Source organism: Demequina sp. NBRC 110051, from assembly GCF_002090055.1.
GTDB lineage: Bacteria > Actinomycetota > Actinomycetes > Actinomycetales > Demequinaceae > Demequina.
On sequence record NZ_BBRH01000006.1, the window covers coordinates 287,257 to 305,991 of the forward strand.

The window sequence follows — 18,735 nt, forward strand, 5'->3', positions numbered from 1 at the left end:
CCAGAGGTCTGGTTCACCAGGGAATGGACAGCCCCCCCATCCGCGTCACTACTATCGGAAGTGCCGTGGTGGCGGACAGTCGCATTGTTCGCATGTCCGGCACGCTGACCGCGAATACGAGGGAGGAAGCGTGACCACGACCGAGACTGCCTGGGCCATCCCCCAGGTGAGCGACCGTCGCTTTGGCGCCGCACTGTTCGACCTGGACGGGGTGCTTACCCCGACCGCCGAGGTCCACATGAACGCGTGGAAGCGCATGTTCACCGATTACTTCACGGCCCACGGCGTCACGCCGGCGTATACGGACGAGGACTACTTCGCGTTCGTTGACGGCAAGCCCCGCTACGACGGCGTGCGGGCGTGCCTCGCGAGCCGCGGCATCACTCTTCCCGAGGGCGACCCCAGCGACGCCGCCGGCACCGAGACGGTGTGCGGCCTGGGCAACGCCAAGAACGACATGTTTGCCGCGGTGCTGCGCGACGAGGGCATCGCGCCCTATCCGGGCTCGGTCGCGCTGATCGATCACCTGAACGCGCTCGGCGTCCCGATGGCCGTGGTGTCGAGCTCGCGCAACGCCCCCGAGGTGCTCGCGGCAGCGGGACTCGACCACCACTTCGAGATCGTCGTGGACGGCGCCGTCGCCGCGCGCGACAAGATCCCTGGCAAGCCCGCGCCGGACACCTACCAGCGCGCCGCGGCCCTGCTCGGGGTACCCCAGGAGGTCGCCGTGGTCGTCGAGGATGCCTTCTCGGGCGTCCAAGCCGGCGCGGCGGGCGACTTTGGCCTGGTGATCGGCGTGGACCGTGGCGCGGGTGCCGACGAACTGCTGACGCACGGCGCCGACCTTGTGGTGGACGACCTCCAGGAGCTCGTCGGATGAGGGCGGCCGAGCGCCCCAGCGGCGACACCACCTCGCCGCAGTACCTGGACCGGCTGCGTTTCCCCGCCGACCCCTGGCGCCTGGTCGAGACGGAGTTCTCGAAGGACGACCTGGGCGTCACCGAGACGCTGTTCGCGGTCGGCAACGGCTACCTGGGCCTGCGCGGCAACATCGAGGACGGCCACGACGCTCACGCGCACGGCACCTTCATCAACGGCTTCCACGAGACGTGGGACATCCTGCACGCCGAGGAGGCCTACGGCTTCGCGCGCACGGGCCAGACCATCGTCAACGTGCCCGATCCCAAGATCATCAGGCTCTACGTCAACGATGAGCCCCTCCTGCTGTCGATCGCGGACCTCATCGAGTACTCGCGAGTGCTCGACATGCGCGAGGGCGTGCTGACGCGCGAACTGCTGTGGCGCACCCCGTCGGGCAACCGCGTGCGCATCCGCTCGCGCCGCATGGTCTCGTTCGCACAGCGTCACGTGGCGGTCATGGAGTTCGAGGTCACGCTGCTGGACGAGGAGGCGCCCATTGCGATCTCCTCGCAGTTGCTCAACCGCGCCGCTGGCATCGACGAGTACCGCGCTAACCCCACCCCTAGCAGCGGCATCAACGACCCGCGTAAGGCCTCCAAGCTCGACAAGCGTGTGCTCGAGCCGCGTCTGCACACGGGCGACGACCGCCGCGCGGTGCTGGGATACCAGGCGGAAAACTCCAAGATGACGCTCGCCGTCGCGATGGAGCACTCCGTGGACTTCGACGGCGAGTTCGACACGGTCTGCGAGTCCGAGGAGGACTACGCGAAGCACGTCTTCCGCGCCCGCCCGCAGCCGGGCCAGTCGTTCACCCTGACCAAGGTGGTCAGCTATCACACGTCGCGCGTGGTGCCCGCGCGCGAGCTCGCCGACCGCTGCCATCGCACCCTCGACCGCGTCGCTGCCGAGGGCATCACCAAGCAGTACGAGGACCAGCGGGCCTGGCTCGAGGGCTTCTGGGACCGCTCGGACGTCGAGATCGAGGGTCACGACGACGTGCAGCAGGCCGTGCGCTGGAACATGTTCCAGCTCGCGCAGGCCGCGGCGCGCGGCGACGGCCTGGGGGTCGCCGCGAAGGGCCTCACCGGCTCCGGGTACGGCGGCCACTACTTCTGGGACTCCGAGATCTACGTGATGCCGTTCTTCACGTACACGTCGCCCATCATTGCCCGCAACGCCTTGCGGTACCGCTTCCAGATGCTTCCGGCCGCGCGCAGGCGCGCCGCCGAGCTCGCTCAGCACGGCGCCCTGTATCCGTGGCGCACCATCAACGGCGAGGAGGCCTCGGCCTACTACGCGGCCGGCACCGCGCAGTATCACATCGACGCAGACATCTCCTTCGCCGTCGACAAGTACGTGAGGGCCACGGGCGACGACGAGTTCCTGTCGCGCAACGGCATCGACATCCTCATCGAGACCGCGCGCATGTGGGCCGACCTGGGCTTTTGGCGCAAGGTCGAGGGCAAGGGCGAGTCCTTCCGCATCCACGGCGTGACCGGCCCTGACGAGTACACGACCGTGGTGAACGACAACCTCTACACGAACGTGATGGCCAGGTTTAACCTGCGCGTGGCGGCCAAGAGCCTCGGCAAGCTCCGCGACCGCTGGCCCGAGCAGTTCGAGAAGGTCGTCGCGCGCCTGGGCGTCACGCCCGACGAGGTCACGGAGTGGGAGCGCGCCGCCGACGGCATGGCGATCCTGTGGGACGACCTCCTGGGCATCCACCCGCAGGATGCGCTGTTCAACGAGCGCGAGGTGTGGGACCTCGAGAACACGCCCGCCGACAAGCGCCCGCTGCTGCTGCACTTCCACCCGCTCGTCATCTACCGCTTTCAGGTCCTCAAGCAGGCCGATGTGGTCCTCGCCCTGTTCCTCCAGGGCGAGCACTTCACGCCCGAACAGAAGCGCAAGGACTTCGAGTACTACGACCCGATCACCACGGGCGACTCGACGCTGTCGGGCGTGGTCCAGTCGATCATCGCGGCCGAGGTGGGCTACCACGAGCTCGCGCTGCGCTACTTCTGGGATGGGCTCTACGTCGACCTCGCCGACCTGCACGAGAACGCGGCCGACGGAGTCCACACGGCCTCGACGGGCGGCGTGTGGTCGGCGCTCGTCTACGGCTTTGGCGGCTTCCGCGACCACGACGACGTCCTGCGGTTCGACCCGCGCCTGCCCGAGCAGTGGCCGTCGCTCACGTACCGCATCACCCAGCGCGGCACGCGCGTGCGGGTGACGGTGCGCCAGGAGTCCATCCTGTTCGCGATCGAGGAGGGGCCCGGGCTCACGGTCGACGTGCGCGGCGAGCGCCACTCGCTCACGCAGCTCCAGGAGCTCGAGGTGCCGCTCGAGCACCAGGGCGACCGCATCCCCGGCGCCCCCGACGCCCAGGCGTTCCACGGCACCGTGCGCGCCGACGGCACCGTCATCACGCCATCGCTGCCTACGTCCGTGAACGAGGACGTCGAGGAGCCGCCCACGGAGACGCAACAGCTGCACATGCCGGAGTCCTGACGGCGAAAGCACGCGCCAAGGGGACGGCCGATGCCGTGGTCACCACCGCATCGGCCGCCCTTCTGGGAGGGGCAAACGTCCCGGATACCGGGGGAGACGCGTCCCTAGGGTCGAGGTGAATCCTCACCGTCGACCCTAGGAGCACTCTGTGTCCGTCACGTCCTTTGACCACGTTTTGTCGCCGACGAGCCTGGGCGGTCTGGCGCTGCGCAACCGCGTGGTGATGGTGCCCATGGGCACGGAGATGGGCGACCACGACGGGCACATGACCGAGCGTGAGGTCGCCTATTACGCCGAGCGTGCGAAGGGCGGCGCGGGGCTCGTGGTCACAGGCATCAACGCCGTCACCAACGACTACGAGATGATCAACGAGGGGCTGGGCCGGGTCGACTCCGACGCGGCGACCCCGGGCCTCACGGCGCTCGCCGAGGCGGTGCACGCCGTGGGCGGGGCCATCTCCGTCCAGCTCACCGCGGGCCTGGGACGCAACATCAACGTGGTCGACCCCGACAACGCGCCGATCTCGGCCTCCGACAACGGGCACTACGCCGACCCGAGCGTCATCTGCCGCCCGCTCGAGCGCGACGAGATCAAGGTCATCGTCCAGCGCTTCCAGGAGGCCGCCGCGCGCTGCGCTCAGGCGGGCATCGACGCCATCGACATTCATGGCCACACCGGCTACCTCATCGACCAGTTCCTGTCGCCCGTGTGGAATCGCCGCAAGGACGAGTACGGGGGCTCGGTCGAGAACCGCTGCCGCTTCGCCGTCGAGATCATCAAGGCCGTGAAGGCAGGCGCGCCCGGGCTCCCGGTGACCTTCCGCCTGTCGGTCGATCACCGCTTCGAGGGCGGCCGCACGCCCGCCGAGTCGCTCGAGATCGCGCTGCAGCTTGAGGACGCCGGGCTCGACATGCTCATGATCGACGAGGGCTCCTACGAGGCCATGGACTACGTCTTCCCGCCCTACTACCTGGGTGACAACTGCATGCTGGGCTCGGTGCAGTCCTTCAAGAACGCGCTCTCCATTCCCGTGCTGGGCTGCGGCAACCTCACCGCGGAGCGCGCCGAGCAGGCGATCGCCAATGGCGAGATGGACTTCGCTGGCATCGGCCGCGCGCTCATCGCCGACCCCGAGTGGACCAAGAAGCTCGCCGCCGGTCGCCGCGAGGACATCCGTCCCTGCATCCGCTGCAACCAGCTGTGCGTGGGCAATGCGTTTGTGGGTCAGCCGCTGGGCTGCGCCGTGAACCCCACGGTCGGCTTCGAGCGCGAGCGGGTCATCGAGCCCGCCGACGCCGAGAAGCACGTCGTCGTGATCGGCGGCGGTCCCGCCGGCTTGGAGGCCGCACGCGTCGCGGCTCTGCGCGGCCACCGTGTGGACCTGTACGAGCGCGAGGAGCGCCTGGGCGGCGTGCTGTGGCCCGCCGCGACGCCCGAGTTCAAGAAGGAACTGCGCTCGATGATCTTCTGGTGGGAGCGCCAGCTCGCGGGCCTGCCCGTGACCGTGCACCTCAGCACCGAGATCGACGCGGCCTCGCCCGAGCTCGCCGACGCGGACACGATCATCGTGGCTGCCGGCTCGACCCCGGTGGTGCCGCCCATCCCCGGCCTCGACGGTGAGAACGTCATCGAGGTCGTCGACGCCCACCTGGGAGCCGAGCTGGGCAAGCGCCTGGTGGTCTGCGGTGGCGGACTCTCGGGCGCGGACTTCGCGCTCGAGAAGGCCCAGGAGGGCCATGACGTCACCATCGTCGAGATGGCCGATGCTGTGGCCGGTGACCTGCTGCTCATCAACCGCATCACGCTGCTGCGCGACCTCGCCGAGGCCGGCGTGACGGTGCTCACCGGACACCGCGTCACTACTGTGGACGCCGAGGGAGTGGTGGTCGATGGGCCCGACGGTGAGAACCGGGTGGATGCCGACACGGTGATCTCCGCCTTCGGCGTGCGCCCCGCGACGGGGCTGGCCGCGTCACTCGAGGGTCGCGGCACCGTCATCGCGGTGGGCGACTGCGTGAAGCCCGCCAAGGTGGGCGACGCGATCAACGCGGGCTTCGAGGCGGCGTTCGCGCTGTGAGGCGTGGCCGATGCGGCGGGTGACCGTCGCATCGGCCCCCCGCACACCGCGTTAGCGGTGCGTGACGCGCGCCAGGAACTCCTGCGTCTCGGGGCGCTCCGGCGCGTCGAAGATCTGCGCGGGGGGACCGGACTCGATGATCCGGCCGCCGTGCATGAACACCACGCGGTCGGCGACGTCGCGCGCGAAGGCCATCTCGTGGGTCGCCATCAGGATCGTGGAGCCCGCGTCCTTGAGCCCGCGCACCAGGTCCAGCACCTCGCCCACCAGCATGGGATCGAGCGCGGAGGTGATCTCGTCGAGCAGGAGCAGCTCGGGGTCGGTGAGGATGGCGCGCACGATGGCGACGCGCTGCTGCTGGCCGCCCGAGAGGCGGTCGGGGTAGGCGTCGACCTTGTCGCCCAGGCCAAAGCGGGTCAGCAGTTCGACGCCACGCGCGCGAGCGGCGGCGCCGTCCTGGCCGTGCACCTGGCGCGCGGCGAGGGTCACGTTGTCGATGACCTTCATGTGCGGGAACAGGTTGAACTGCTGGAACACCACGCCGATGCGGGAGCGCACCTTGTCAGCATCCACGCGCGGGTCGGAGATGTCGTCGCCGGACAGCACGATGCGGCCGTCGTCGATGAGCTCGATGAGGTTGATGGTGCGCAGCAGGGTGGACTTGCCGGAGCCCGAGGCTCCGATGAGGACGACCACCTCGTGCTGGGCAAGCGTGAGGTCCACGCCGGACAGCACCGTGTTGTCGCCGAACGACTTCCACAGGTCGGAGATCTCGAGGACGTTCGAACCGCCGCTCATACGGTGCCGCCGATCTGCTCGCGCATGTTCATGCGTCCCGCCACGTAGTCAGTCAGGCGCGTCAGCGGCACGGAGATCGCCACGAACAGCAGCGCCGCGACCACGTAGGGCGTGAAGTTGTAGGTCGAGGCGACGTCGATCTGTGCGGCGCGGATCGCGTCCACGGCGCCGAGCACCGAGATGAGGCCCACGTCCTTCTGCATCGACACGAAGTCGTTCATGAGGGCGGGGATGACCTTGCGCACGCCCTGCGGGATGACCACCAGGCGGAGGGTCTTGCCGTGGCTGAGTCCCAGTGACCGCGCCGCGATGCGCTGCGAGGGGTGGACGGCCTCCATGCCGGCGCGCAGCACCTCGGCCACATACGCGGAGTAGCACAGCCCGATGGCGATGGTTCCCCACACCGCCGCGTCCATGCGCGGGAAGATGTCGAGCGCGGGGATGCCGAAGCCCACGAGGTACAGCACGATCAGCACGGGCATGCCGCGGAACAGGTCCACGTAGATGGTGGCGACGGCGCGCAGTGGGAAGAAGACGGGGCCGCGTAGAGACCTCAGCACGGCAAGCAGCGTGCCGAAGATGGCGACGCCGATCGCGGCGAAGAACAGCGCGCGAATGTTGAGCCACAGGCCCTTGAGAATGCCCGCGAAGCTGTCGCGGCCAATCTCCCAGTTGAAGAAGGACTCCTTGACCGCCTCCCACCCGGGGGTGTTGACGATGATCAGGGAGGCGATGACGGTGAAGGCCACCGTCGAGCCCACGGCGATGAGCACGGAGCGCCGCGAGGCGCGTTGACGGTACTGCCGCCGCTCGATCTCGAGGGCGCTGACCTCGTGGTGCGCGGCCACGGGCCCCGCCGACGGGTCGGCCGCGCTCGCGGACTGCGACGCTCCGTTGCTCATGCCGGGAATTGTCCTAGTTCAGGACGGGAACGTCGACCGCGTCCGAGAGCCACTCGGTCTCGAGGGCGGCGAGGGTGCCGTCGGCGGCGAGGGCGTCGACCGCCTCGGTCACCGTCTCGGTGTTGGGCGAGTCCTTGGGCAGCACGAAGGCAAACTCGTCACCGCCCTCGGAGCCGGCGAACTGGCCCACGATGACGCCGCCCTCGACCTCGACGGCCGCGGAGTAGAACGCGCCGGGCAGGTCGGTCACGAACGCGTCGATCTGGCCCGCGTTGATGGCCGCGACCACGTCGGCGACGGAGTTGAACACCTGGATGTTGTCCTCGCCAAGCGCCTCGACGGCGACGTCATACGAGGTGGTGCCCACGGCGACGCCCACGGCGGCACCGGCGAGGTCGGCGATCGAGGTCGCGTCGGCGGCCATGCCGTCCTCGACCGCGACGACGGCCTGCGAGGTCGTGTAGTACGGCGAGGAGAAGTCGACGGCGTTCTTGCGCTCTTCGGTCACGGAGAACTGCTGGATGTTGAGGTCCCAGTCCTTGGCGCCGGGGGCGATGGCGGCGTCAAACGTGGTGCGAACCCACTCGACGTCCTCGGGCGCGTAGCCCAGCTCGGCGGCGACGGCGTACGCCACGGCGGACTCGAAGCCCTCGCCCGAGGTCGGGTCGTCGTCGATCATCCAGGGCTCGTAGGCGGGCTCGCCGGTCGCGATGGTGAGGACACCATCGGTGACGGTCTCGAGCGCGGCGCCGGCCTCGGCGGAGGCGGTCGCGGTGGCCGTGGCCTCCGTGGTCGCGGCGTCGGTGGGGGTGGCCGAGGACTCGCCCTCGGACGACGACGAGCAGCCGGCCAGCGCGAAGGCGGACACAGCGACGGCCGCGGTCGCGAAGCGGCTCAGGGTGCGTGCAGACATACAGCTCTCCAAAACAAAAGGTGGTGGAGCGGAGTCGACGCTGACGGCTCCCGTACGGGGGGAGTTTACTCGGGGGTGGCGAGCGCCCAATCCGCGAAGTCGAACCCGGGGGAGACCACGCAGGACACCAGGCATTCCTCGTCGCCCGCGAGCTCGGCGGCCTGCCACGTTCCCGCGGGCACCAGCACGTGCGGCACCTCACCCGCCGCCAGGTCGCGGCCCAACACCTGGGTGGCCACGGCATCGGCCGGCTGCTCGCCGTCGCCGCCGAGCGACAGGGTGAGGGTGCCGGGGCCGTGCCACAGCCACAGCTCGTCGCTCGTCACCACATGCCACGCAGAGCGTTCGCCGGGGGTCAGCAGGTAGTGAATGGTGGTGGCTGCGGGGCGCACGCCGCCTGGCGTCTCGACGGGCACGGTGCCGGTCCAGATACGCCGGAACCAGCCGCCCTCGGGGTGGGCTTCAAGGTCGAGGGCCGATGCCGTGGCGGGCCGGGTGGCGTCACTCGCCTGGGGCGTGGGCTGGCTCATGCGTGGGCACCCGTCTGCTCAGTGAAGTGGGACGAGGCGTGGCGCACGCGCCCGCCCATGATGGTCGCGGCGGCGTGGCCATCGCCTGCCTCGGCAAGCGTGGTCAGGGTCTCGGTGATGGAGGTGACGGGCACGTCGAAGAAGGCCAGATCGGCGCGGGCGCCGACGGCCAGGTACCCCGTGCGGTGGGGTCCCTCGTCGATGCCCATGGCGTGCGCGCCGCCCAGAGTGGCAGCGGTCAGCAGCCGCTCGGCGAGGTCGTCGCCCGAGTATCCCTGGGCCCGCGCGATCCGCATGAGCTCCTTGACCTCGCCCATGAGGTCCAGCGACGGGGACGACGACAGCGAGTCGGTGCCCACCGCGATGGGGGAACCCTCGCGCAGGTACGCGGCGACAGGCGGATTGTCCAGTCCGATGATGTGGTTGGAGCGCGGGCACAGCGCGACGGTGGTGCCGCGGGCGCGCAGGATCGCGCGGTCGCGCTCGGACATGTACACGCCGTGGGCGACGTGGCAGTCGGGGCCCAGGACCCCCAGGTGGTCGACGTAGTCGGTGGCCGACGTGCCGAAGCCGGCCTGGCGCAGCTCCACGAACCCGCCTAGGCCCTGGGTCTGCCACGGCTCGCGGGCCTCGTGCGCGAATTCGCGTTCGATGCCGGACTCGCCCAGGTGAATGTGGATGCGCCGGCCGCGCTCGCGGACGATGTCGGGGATCTCAAGCAGCGGCACGATCTCGAGCGAGTACGGGGCGTGAGGGGACAGGCCGGTGCCGGGGCGGTCGGGCAGCGAGTCCAGGGCTGCCTCGACCTCGGCGCGGCCGTGCGCGGACCAGTCGGCGTTGGTCCAGTCCATGACCTCCCAGTAGGCGATGCCGCGCAGCCCGGCGTCGTGAAGGGCGTGGGCGGCCTCGGGGTCCGTGACGATGTCCGCGGCGGCCGTGGTGCCGGTGGCGACCAGCATCGCGGCGCCGGCCGCGGCATCGGCCCCCCAGTCGTGTCCGCGCTGGTAGACCGGGTTGAAGCCCGTGATCCAGTCCTCGAAGCCCTGGTAGGTGCGCTGGGCGACCTCGGCCATGCCCGTGTACTGCAGGTGTGTGTGGGCGTTGACGAGCCCAGGCGTGAGGACGCCGTCCCAGTGCACGTGGTTCACGGGCACGCCGCGCTCGGCGAGCGAGCGCTCCACCCACGCGCGCTCGCCCACGTGCAGGATCTTCTCGCCACGCACGGCAATGGCGCCGTCGAGGATGGGCGGCGCCGTCACGGGCAGCACGAGCGCCGCCGAGTACAGGGTGACGGGGAAGGACGTCATGCGATCTCCTCGCGGTAGCGGGGGCTGTGCCAGTCGGTGTCGATGGCCTGTGCCGTGGCGGGGCGGGCTTCGAGCGGCACCCTTCGTACGCGGGCAGCGGTGGCGGCCACGCGCTCGACGGCGGCGGGGGACAGGGCGTGGACGCCGACGGCGGGGCGGGTCGTGACGACCTCGGCGACCGCGGCGAGCTGGGTCGCGAAGGACAGGTCCATGATCTCGATGGGGTTGCCCTCGGCGGCGGTGACGTTGATGCAGCCGCCGCGGTCCAGGATCAGCGCGCCGGTCGACGTGCGCTCGACGTGTGGGGCGACGGGCGTGAGGTCGCCGTCCCACGCGATCTCGTGGGGGACGCCGCCGGCGACGGCGACGGCGGCGGCGCGCTCGGTGACGTGGGCGGGCACGGTGCCGGGCCAGCCTGTGGCGGAGACCACGAGCGCACCCGGGGCGGCGGCCGCGAGAGTGGTGACCTCGTAGCCGTCGTGGGCGGCGAGCAGGGCGCGGGCGGGGTCGATCTCGCTGGCCGTGACGGTGGCGCCCAGCGCCCGCAGGTGCGCGGCGACGCCCTCACCCACCGGGCCGTAGCCGACGACGTGAGCGGGCTGGTCGCGCACGCTCACGCCGGCGGCATCGAGGAGGTCCGCGATCGCGAGCACGCAGCTCTGGCCGGTGCCGTAGCGGTTGTCGAACCCGGTCTTGGTGATGGCGTCGTTGACGGCGACCACGCCCGTGGCGAGCGCGCCCGCGGCGTGCATGCGGCGCAGGGGAGTGAGGCCGCTGGTGGTCTCCTCGGTCGCGCCGGTCCAGCGGGCCACCAGCTCGGGTCGGGCCTCGTGGGCCAGGCGAGTGACGTGCGAGCCGTCGTCGACCAGCACGTCCAAGCCGCGGTCGAGGAAGCTCAGGGCGGCCGCGCGTTCGGCCGCGGGGGTGGTCAGCGTCGAGTCGGCATCGACGGGCACACCGCGGTCCCTCAGCGCCTGGGCGACGGCCTCGTCGGTCTCGTCGGGGTGGGCGTAGACGGCGACGGTGGCGCCGGCCTTCGCGAGCAGGAGCGCGAGGTTCGCGGTCTTCGGCTCGAGTGTCATGGAGACTCCGATGCCAAGTCCCGCGAGCGTGCCGGCGTCAGCGAGGTCGGCGGCGAGAGCCGTCGAGACGGGCATGTGAGCGGCGGCAAAGCCCAGCCGGCCGGCGGCGTCGCCGCGCCCGCCCATCGGCGCCCCGCCCAGGGTGATGTCCCCAGTGGTGACGTCGATGACGACCTCGGAGGTCGCATCAGCCGCCTGGACGTCGGCGGAGAGAACCCGTGCGCCCATGCCGCTCAGCATGGCGCCAAGGGACGCGGCAACCGGGCCGTCCCCTGTCACGCGGAACGGTCGGCCGGCGATCAGCAGGTTGGTGTCGCGGGCGAAGCGGCGCAGCAGCCGCTCCGCCTCGCCGCGCGCATCGGTCATGGTGCCAAGTCTAGGTTTGGCAGCCCGTCGCCGACTCCCGCGCGGATGGGATCGCCCGGGAATCGCTTGTCGGTGCGCGTCCTTAAGATGGGTGAGCCGGAGATTCCGGTTCCTTGGCATGCCTGGAGACTCGTGAACCAGCCGCTCAGCGCCCTGCTCAGCTCCCTCGCGCCCCGCGAGCTCGCCGATGGCGCGCACCTCACCGCCGCCGCGGCCGCCGCGCCCGCGCTCGTCGCGCGCGCCGACCTCGACGGCCCACTCGTGGTCGTGACGGCCACCGGCGGCGACGCCGACACCTTCGCCGCCGCGCTCGGCGGCTACCGCGACCCCGCCCGCATTGCCGTCTTGCCCGCATGGGAGACGCTGCCCCACGAGCGTCTCAGCCCCCGCTCCGACACCGTTGCGCGCCGCCTCGCGACCCTGCGACGCATCGTCCACCCCGAGCTCGTCGAACAGGAGGCGGGCATCCCGCCCGTTGAGGTGGTCGTCGCGCCCATCCGCGCGCTGCTGCAGCCCATCGTCTCCGGCCTCCCCGACCTCGAGCCGGTGCACCTGCGCGTAGGGGAGGAGCACGACCTCACCGAGCTGGCCGAGTCGCTCGCCGCGGCCGCCTACACGCGGGTCGATATGGTCGAAAAGCGCGGCGAGTACGCCGTGCGCGGCGGCATCGTCGACGTGTTCGCCCCCACCGACCCTCACCCCGTGCGCATCGAGTTCTTCGGCGACGAGGTCGACTCGATCCGCTCGTTCTCCGTCGCGGACCAGCGCTCCCTGACAGACGTCGAGCGCCTGTGGGCGCCCCCGTGCCGCGAGCTGCTGCTCAGCGACGACGTGCGCGCCCGTGCCGCGCAGCTCATCGACCAGATCCCGGCGGCCTCCGAGATGCTCGCCAAGATCGCGGACGGCCACGCGGTCGAGGGCATGGAGTCCCTCATCCCTCTGCTCGTCACGCGCCTCACCTCGGTGCCCGCGATCTTGCCTCGCGGCACCCGCATGCTGCTGATCGAGCCCGAGCGCCTCGCGCGCCGGGCCGAGGACCTCACCCGCACCGCCGACGAGTTCCTCGCCGCCGCGTGGGTGTCTGCCGCCGCCGGCGCGGACAGCCCGCTCGAGCCCTCCGAGGGCTCGTTCCTCACGCTTGAGCAACTGCGCGAGGCCGCGGACTCCCGCGGGGTGCAGTGGGTGAGCCTCGGTCCCTTCGGTGCGGCCGATGCCGTGGTCACCGGAATCGCCGACCTCGAGGACCACCGTGGTCGCCTGCGCGAGGCGGTGGGGCTGCTGCGCTCGCGGATGGCCGACGGCTGGACGGTGGTCGTCACCGCCGCGTCCACGGGCAGCGCGCACCGGCTCGCCGAGCAGCTCACCGAGGAGGGCGTGCCGGCGCGGGTGCAGGCGGAGTATGAACGCGTCGACGGCATCGTGTCCGTGGTCCCGCAGATCACGGGCGCCGGGTTTAGCAGCGCCGACGACGGGGTGTTGGTCATGCACGAGTCCGACCTCACCGGCCGTGCCGCGGTCGCCGCGGGACCCAAGGTGAAGGTGCCGAGCCGGCGCCGCAACGCCGTCGACCCGCTGCAGCTGCGCGCGGGCGACTTCGTGGTGCATGAGGCCCACGGCGTGGGTCGGTTCGTCGAGCTCACCAAGCGCACCGTGCGCGGCATCGAGCGCGAGTACCTGGTTATCGAGTACGCGCCGTCCAAGCGCGGCGGCCCCGCCGACCGGCTCTCGGTGCCCACCGATCAGCTGGACCAGGTCACGAAGTACGTGGGCGGCGAGGCTCCCAGCGTCAACAAGATGGGCGGCTCGGACTGGGCCAAGACCAAGTCGCGCGCCAAGAAGGCGGTCAAGGAGATCGCCGCGGAGCTCATCCGCCTGTACAGCGCGCGCATGGCGACGACCGGCCGCGAGTTTGGCCCCGACACCCCGTGGCAGCGCGAGCTCGAGGAGTCCTTCCCGTTCGTCGAGACCCCCGATCAGCTCACCACGATCGACGAGGTCAAGGCGGACATGGAGCGCACCGTGCCTATGGATCGGCTGGTGTGCGGCGACGTGGGCTTCGGCAAGACCGAGGTGGCCGTGCGTGCCGCCTTCAAGGCGATCCAGGACGGCACCCAGGTTGCGATCCTGTGCCCCACCACGCTGCTGGTGAAGCAGCACGTCGACACGTTCACCGAGCGCTTCGCCCAGTTCCCGGTCAAGGTCGCGGCGTTGTCGCGCTTCCAGACCGACAAGGAGGCCAAGGAGGTCGTCGAGGGGTTGTCGGATGGCTCGATCGACGTGGTCATCGGCACGCATCGGCTCATTACGGGCTCGGTGCGCTTCAAGCAGCTGGGCCTGGTCATCATCGACGAGGAGCAGCGCTTCGGCGTGGAGCACAAAGAGACACTCAAGGCGATGCGCACCGACGTGGACGTGCTGGCGATGTCCGCCACGCCCATCCCGCGCACGCTTGAGATGGCCGTCACCGGCATCCGTGAGATGTCGACGCTTGCGACTCCGCCCGAGGAGCGCCACCCGATCCTCACCTACGTGGGCCCGTACGAGAACCCGCAGGTGGCCGCGGCCATCCGCCGCGAACTGATGCGCGACGGCCAGGTCTTCTACATCCACAACTCCGTGAAGACCATCACGAGCGCCGCGAGGCGCCTCAGCGAGCTGGTCCCCGAGGCCAGGATCGCCGTCGCCCACGGCCAGATGAGCGAGAAGCAGCTCGAACAGGTCATCGTCGACTACTACGAGAAGCGCTACGACGTGCTCGTGTGCACCACGATCGTGGAGACCGGCCTCGACATCTCCAACGCCAACACCCTGATCGTCGAGAAGGCCAACACCTTTGGCCTGTCGCAGCTGCACCAGTTGCGTGGGCGCGTGGGTCGCGGCCGCGAGCGTGCGTATGCGTACTTCCTCTACCCGGCTGACCGGACCCTCACCGAGACCGCCCACGACCGCCTCCAGACCATCGCGGCCAACACCGACCTGGGCGCGGGCATGGCCGTCGCCATGAAGGATCTGGAAATTCGCGGCGCGGGCAACCTGCTGGGCGGCGAGCAGTCGGGCCACATCGAGGGCGTGGGCTTCGACCTCTATATCCGCATGGTCGGCGAGGCTGTCGCGGACTTCCGCGGCGAGGGCGACCAGGAGCGCCCCGCGATGACCATCGACCTGCCCATCGACGCGCACATCCCCGTGCAATACATCGAGCACGAGCGCCTGCGCCTCGAGGCGTACCGCAAGATGGCCGATGCCGCGGATGGGGCCGCGCTCGACGCCGTCGCCGAGGAACTCGCCGACCGCTACGGCAACCTCCCCGAGCCCGTCGAGAACCTCATGGCCGTGGCGCGCCTGCGCTGCGAGCTGCGTGGCACGGGCATCACCGATGTGGTCGCGCAGGGCAAGTACGTGCGCTTCAGCCCGGTGGAGCTGCCCGACTCGGCGGCGCTGCGCGTGAACCGGCTCTACCCGGGCACGCTCATCAAGCCGGCCGTGCGCCAGATCCTCGTTCCCGCACCGCTCACACAGCGCATCGGCGGCAAGCCCGTCGAGGGTCTGCCGGTGCTCGACTGGGTGCGCGAGGTCGTCAAGGCCACCGCGGTGGCGCCAGTAGGATGACGAACATGACTGAGTCCCGTCGTCGTCGCGCCCTGGGCGCCGCGGTCCTGGGATCGGCGCTGGTGCTGGCCGGGTGCGCGGTACCCGGGCAGGCCCAGGCGCCGTCCGTGGCCGCCGCAGCCGCCCAGACCACCCTCACCAACGCCGAGGTCACCGACCTCTACGACGCGTGGGCCTACGAGGCCCACCAGCCGGTGACCCGCCAGCAGGCCGTCACGCTCGAGCTGCTGCGCCAGCCCATGCTGGACCGCATCGACGAGCTGGGCCTGCAGTACTCGCGCTTCTCGATGGAACAGGCCGCGGCTCAGGTCAAGCAGACCGAAGAGGTCGCGGGGGAGCCCAGCGAGGCGCTCGTGGATGGCTTCGAGGCCACCTACCTCATCGCGGCCTTCACGATGATCCCCGAGGACGACTCGCTCATGCGCGAGATCGCCGAGGAGGTCGCCGCGACCACCACCGTGTCGCCGCGCGAGGGCGACTTCGACGTCGACCAGCTGCTCGCCTCGATCGCCGAGGTCAGCGAGAGCGCCGCGAGCATGGCGACCGCGGGACAGCCCGCGTGGTTCACCGAGTTCAACGCGGCAAACATGTTCGTGGCGGGCGGCCAGGAGTGGCTTGCCGGTGAGTGACGACCTCGCCCGACTGGTCGAGGTCATGGACCGCCTGCGTTCGCCAGGCGGTTGCCCGTGGGATGCGGAGCAGACCCACGAAACTCTCATCAAGCACGCCCTCGAGGAGGCGTACGAGCTCGCCGAGGCGGTCGAAACGGGAAACCGCACCGACCTGCGCGAGGAGCTCGGCGACGTGCTCCTGCAGGTGGTCTTCCACGCCCGCGTGGCCCAAGACCACCCCGAGGACCCCTTCGACATCGACGAGATCGCCCGCGGCGTGGCCGACAAGCTCGTCGAGCGCCACCCCCACGTCTTCGCCGACGGGGGAGAGACCCTGACGGCCGAGGAAACGCTGGGCCGCTGGGAGCAGATCAAGAAGGCCACCAAGAATCGCGAGTCCGTGATGGATGGCATCCCCGCCGCCCAACCCGCGCTCGCCCGCGCCCAGAAGGTCCTCTCGCGGGCGGCCAAGAACGGGCTCGAGGTGCGCGACGAGGCCGGCGTCGGCATCGGCCAGCAGCTCCTCGCCCTCGTGGCCCGCGCCGAGGCCGAGGGCGTCGACGCGGAAGGCGCCCTGCGCGACGCGACCCGAGCGTACGAAAGCGCCGCCCGAGAGGCCGAGGCGAGTGCCGCATCGGCCACCGAAACTTCATCCGGGTAGGACCATCGTCGCGGCGCGCGGATGTACGCCCCTCGATAGACTCCCCAGAGAACCCCCAAGGAAATCCACACAACCGAAGGAGCATCATGGCCAGCATTGAGGCCGTCGGAGCACGCGAGATCCTCGACTCGCGCGGCAACCCCACCGTCGAGGTTGAGGTCGCCCTGGAAGACGGCACGTTTGCACGCGCAGCCGTCCCCTCGGGTGCCTCCACCGGTGCCTTCGAGGCGGTCGAGCGTCGCGACGGCGACAAGGGCCGCTACCTGGGCAAGGGCGTCGAGCAGGCCGTGGACGCGGTCATCGACGACATCGCCCCCGAGATCGTGGGCCTGGACGCCACCGAGCAGCGCATCATCGACAAGATCATGCTCGACCTCGACGGCACCGACAACAAGGCCAAGCTGGGCGCGAACGCCATCCTCGGTGTCTCGCTCGCCGTCGCCAAGGCGGCCGCTGACAGCGCCGACCTCGCGCTCTTCAAGTACATCGGTGGCCCCAACGCGCACCTGCTGCCCGTGCCGATGATGAACATCCTCAACGGTGGCTCGCACGCCGACTCGAACGTCGACATCCAGGAGTTCATGATCGCTCCCGTCGGCGCCCCGACGTTCCGCGAGGCCTACCGCTACGGCGCCGAGGTCTACCACGCCCTGAAGTCCGTACTCAAGGAGCGCGGCCTGGCCACCGGTCTGGGCGACGAGGGCGGCTTCGCCCCCAACCTCGAGTCGAACCGTGCGGCGCTTGACCTCATCCTTGTCGCCATCGAGAAGGCCGGCCTCAAGCCCGGCGAGGACGTGGCGCTCGCGCTCGACGTCGCCGCGACCGAGTTCTTCAAGGACGGTGCCTACCAGTTCGAGGGTGCCGCGAAGACCGGCGAGGAGATGTCGGCCTACTACGAGCAGCTCGTCAACGACTACCCGCTCGTGTCGATCGAGGACCCGCTGTCCGAGGACGAGTGGAGCGACTGGTCGCACCTCGTCGAGACCATCGGCGACAAGACCCAGATCGTCGGCGACGACCTGTTCGTCACCAACCCGACCCGCCTCAAGCGCGGTATCGACGAGAAGGCCGCCAACGCCCTGCTCGTGAAGCTCAACCAGATCGGCACCCTGACCGAGACCATCGACGCCGTGTCGATGGCGACCGCCGCCGGCTTCACCTCGATGGTCTCGCACCGTTCGGGTGAGACCGAGGACGTCACGATCGCCGACCTGGTCGTCGCGCTCAACACCGGCCAGATCAAGACCGGCGCGCCCGCCCGCGGCGAGCGCATCGCCAAGTACAACCAGCTGCTGCGCATCGAGGAGGAGCTGGACGACGCCGCCAAGTACGCCGGCAAGTCCGCCTTCCCGCGCCGCTACTCGGCGTAAGGCTCGGCTGCCCGAGGCTCAGCCTCACCGCCAAGGCCGCGGATCCCTCACGGGGTCCGCGGCCTTCGCGCGTTTTCGGCCGATGCCGTGGTCGCCCGCCGCGCCTGGCTGCCCTCGCCCTGCCGCGCCTGGCCGCACCCCGTCGCGCCCGGCCGCCCACGCTGGCAATCGACCAGATGCCAGCGCCGAAGGCCGATTTCGGCTGCCCACGCTGGCATTGCGGAAGATGACGGGCTCCAGTGTCGCTGGCGGCCCGGTCCGAGCCCGCAATCCCACGACTCGCGGCGGCGCGGTGTCACCGGGGCCCGCTAGCGTCGGTGAGAATGGAGCCGTGAGCTCACCCCGACGTCCCGGCGCGCCCTCGGGCGCCCTGCCGGCGGCGCGCGCGAGCGCAAAACCCACCACCGCCCGCACGGCGGCGACGACCGGAGCGTCCCGCGAGACCCGCGCCGGCTCCCGCCGCTCACCCGCGACGGGCGCGATTCGCACCACGACCTCGCGTCCCGGCACCGGCCCAGGGCGGACGTCGCGCGCGAAGGCGACCACGGCATCGGCCGCCAAGACGCCTGGTATTGCGGCCGGTAGCGCCTCGGGTTCGTGGGCGGGGATGCTGACCTGGCGTACGGCGATCATCGTGTTCGTGGCGATCCTCGCGTTCGCGGTCGTGTGGCCCACCGCGCGCGCGTACCTCGAGCAGCAGGACATGCTCGACGGGCTGAGGGCCGACGCCGCCGCGGCCCAGGCCGAGGTCGACGACCTCTCTGCCGATCTTGCGCGCTGGGACGACGACGCCTTCATCGAGGCACAGGCGCGCGAACGCCTCACCTACGTGTATCCGGGCGAGACCGCGTACCGCGTGCTGGACCCCGAGACCCTTGAAGCGGCCGCGGACGCGCAGGGCGAGGCCGCCGATGGTGTCGCCGCAACCTCGGCCGATACCTGGTATGACGCGTTGTGGAACTCCGTCGAGGTGGCGGGGGAAACCGGTGCTGGGGCTGGTAGCGGTGCCGGGGCGGGTTCCGGAGCCGGCTCCGGGGCGGGCGACGCCTCCGGCGACGACAACTAGACTCCTCA

Annotated in this window: 14 protein-coding genes; 8 read left to right on the forward strand and 6 right to left on the reverse strand. The window is 70.5% G+C overall.

What is annotated here, in order from left to right:
• Nucleotides 1-130: 130 nt before the first annotated feature.
• The 3 genes from B7K20_RS01270 to B7K20_RS01280 all read left to right on the forward strand — a co-directional run bounded on the left by B7K20_RS01270 (nt 131) and on the right by B7K20_RS01280 (nt 5,512).
• On the forward strand, nt 131-880 hold the full coding sequence (locus B7K20_RS01270) for an HAD family phosphatase (protein ID WP_255372749.1): 750 nt from the start codon (nt 131-133) through the stop codon (nt 878-880).
• Nucleotides 877-3,435, forward strand: a complete 2,559-nt coding sequence (locus B7K20_RS01275; protein WP_084099694.1) for a glycoside hydrolase family 65 protein — start codon at nt 877-879, stop codon at nt 3,433-3,435. Before B7K20_RS01270 ends, B7K20_RS01275 begins: the two co-directional genes overlap by 4 nt.
• A gap of 148 nt (nt 3,436-3,583) precedes the next feature.
• Nucleotides 3,584-5,512: an FAD-dependent oxidoreductase gene (locus tag B7K20_RS01280; RefSeq protein ID WP_234985645.1), complete on the forward strand. Its 1,929-nt coding sequence runs from the start codon at nt 3,584-3,586 to the stop codon at nt 5,510-5,512.
• 51 nt (nt 5,513-5,563) lie between these two features.
• On the opposite strand, the gene B7K20_RS01285 is transcribed toward B7K20_RS01280, so the two are convergent.
• From B7K20_RS01285 to B7K20_RS01310, 6 genes are all read right to left on the reverse strand, one after another.
• Nucleotides 5,564-6,310: an amino acid ABC transporter ATP-binding protein gene (locus B7K20_RS01285; protein WP_084099695.1), complete on the reverse strand. Its 747-nt coding sequence runs from the start codon at nt 6,308-6,310 to the stop codon at nt 5,564-5,566.
• A complete protein-coding gene (locus B7K20_RS01290) occupies nt 6,307-7,212 on the reverse strand; it encodes an amino acid ABC transporter permease (RefSeq protein ID WP_084099696.1) in 906 nt (301 codons plus the stop codon). The genes B7K20_RS01285 and B7K20_RS01290 overlap by 4 nt, the downstream gene beginning before the upstream one ends.
• A 13-nt stretch (nt 7,213-7,225) precedes the next feature.
• Nucleotides 7,226-8,125, reverse strand: coding sequence for an ABC transporter substrate-binding protein (locus tag B7K20_RS01295; protein WP_084099697.1), 900 nt, complete (start codon nt 8,123-8,125; stop codon nt 7,226-7,228).
• Nucleotides 8,126-8,190: 65 nt separating this feature from the next.
• The gene (locus tag B7K20_RS01300; protein WP_084099698.1) at nt 8,191-8,655 is read right to left on the reverse strand and encodes a cupin domain-containing protein; all 465 of its coding nucleotides are present in this window, start codon (nt 8,653-8,655) and stop codon (nt 8,191-8,193) included.
• The gene (locus B7K20_RS01305) at nt 8,652-9,962 is read right to left on the reverse strand and encodes an amidohydrolase family protein (RefSeq protein WP_084099699.1); all 1,311 of its coding nucleotides are present in this window, start codon (nt 9,960-9,962) and stop codon (nt 8,652-8,654) included. Before B7K20_RS01305 ends, B7K20_RS01300 begins: the two co-directional genes overlap by 4 nt.
• Nucleotides 9,959-11,410 (reverse strand): adenosylhomocysteinase, encoded by a 1,452-nt coding sequence (locus tag B7K20_RS01310; RefSeq protein WP_144018459.1) that lies wholly within the window; start codon nt 11,408-11,410, stop codon nt 9,959-9,961. The genes B7K20_RS01305 and B7K20_RS01310 overlap by 4 nt, the downstream gene beginning before the upstream one ends.
• 87 nt (nt 11,411-11,497) lie before the next feature.
• Here B7K20_RS01310 and mfd point away from each other — a divergent pair, with 87 nt between their 5' ends.
• From mfd to B7K20_RS13195, 5 genes are all read left to right on the forward strand, one after another.
• Entirely contained in the window at nt 11,498-15,019 is a 3,522-nt protein-coding gene (gene mfd, locus B7K20_RS01315; RefSeq protein WP_084099701.1) for a transcription-repair coupling factor, read from the forward strand.
• Between the two features lie 5 nt (nt 15,020-15,024).
• Nucleotides 15,025-15,648, forward strand: a complete 624-nt coding sequence (locus B7K20_RS01320; RefSeq protein WP_084099702.1) for a hypothetical protein — start codon at nt 15,025-15,027, stop codon at nt 15,646-15,648.
• Entirely contained in the window at nt 15,641-16,291 is a 651-nt protein-coding gene (locus tag B7K20_RS01325) for a MazG family protein (protein ID WP_234985647.1), read from the forward strand. The genes B7K20_RS01320 and B7K20_RS01325 overlap by 8 nt, the downstream gene beginning before the upstream one ends.
• An 86-nt stretch (nt 16,292-16,377) precedes the next feature.
• Complete coding sequence (gene eno, locus B7K20_RS01330) at nt 16,378-17,661, forward strand: phosphopyruvate hydratase (protein WP_084099703.1); 1,284 nt, start codon at nt 16,378-16,380, stop codon at nt 17,659-17,661.
• A 331-nt stretch (nt 17,662-17,992) separates the two neighbouring features.
• The gene (locus B7K20_RS13195) at nt 17,993-18,727 is read left to right on the forward strand and encodes a septum formation initiator family protein (RefSeq protein ID WP_234985648.1); all 735 of its coding nucleotides are present in this window, start codon (nt 17,993-17,995) and stop codon (nt 18,725-18,727) included.
• The last annotated feature ends 8 nt before the right edge of the window (nt 18,728-18,735 follow it).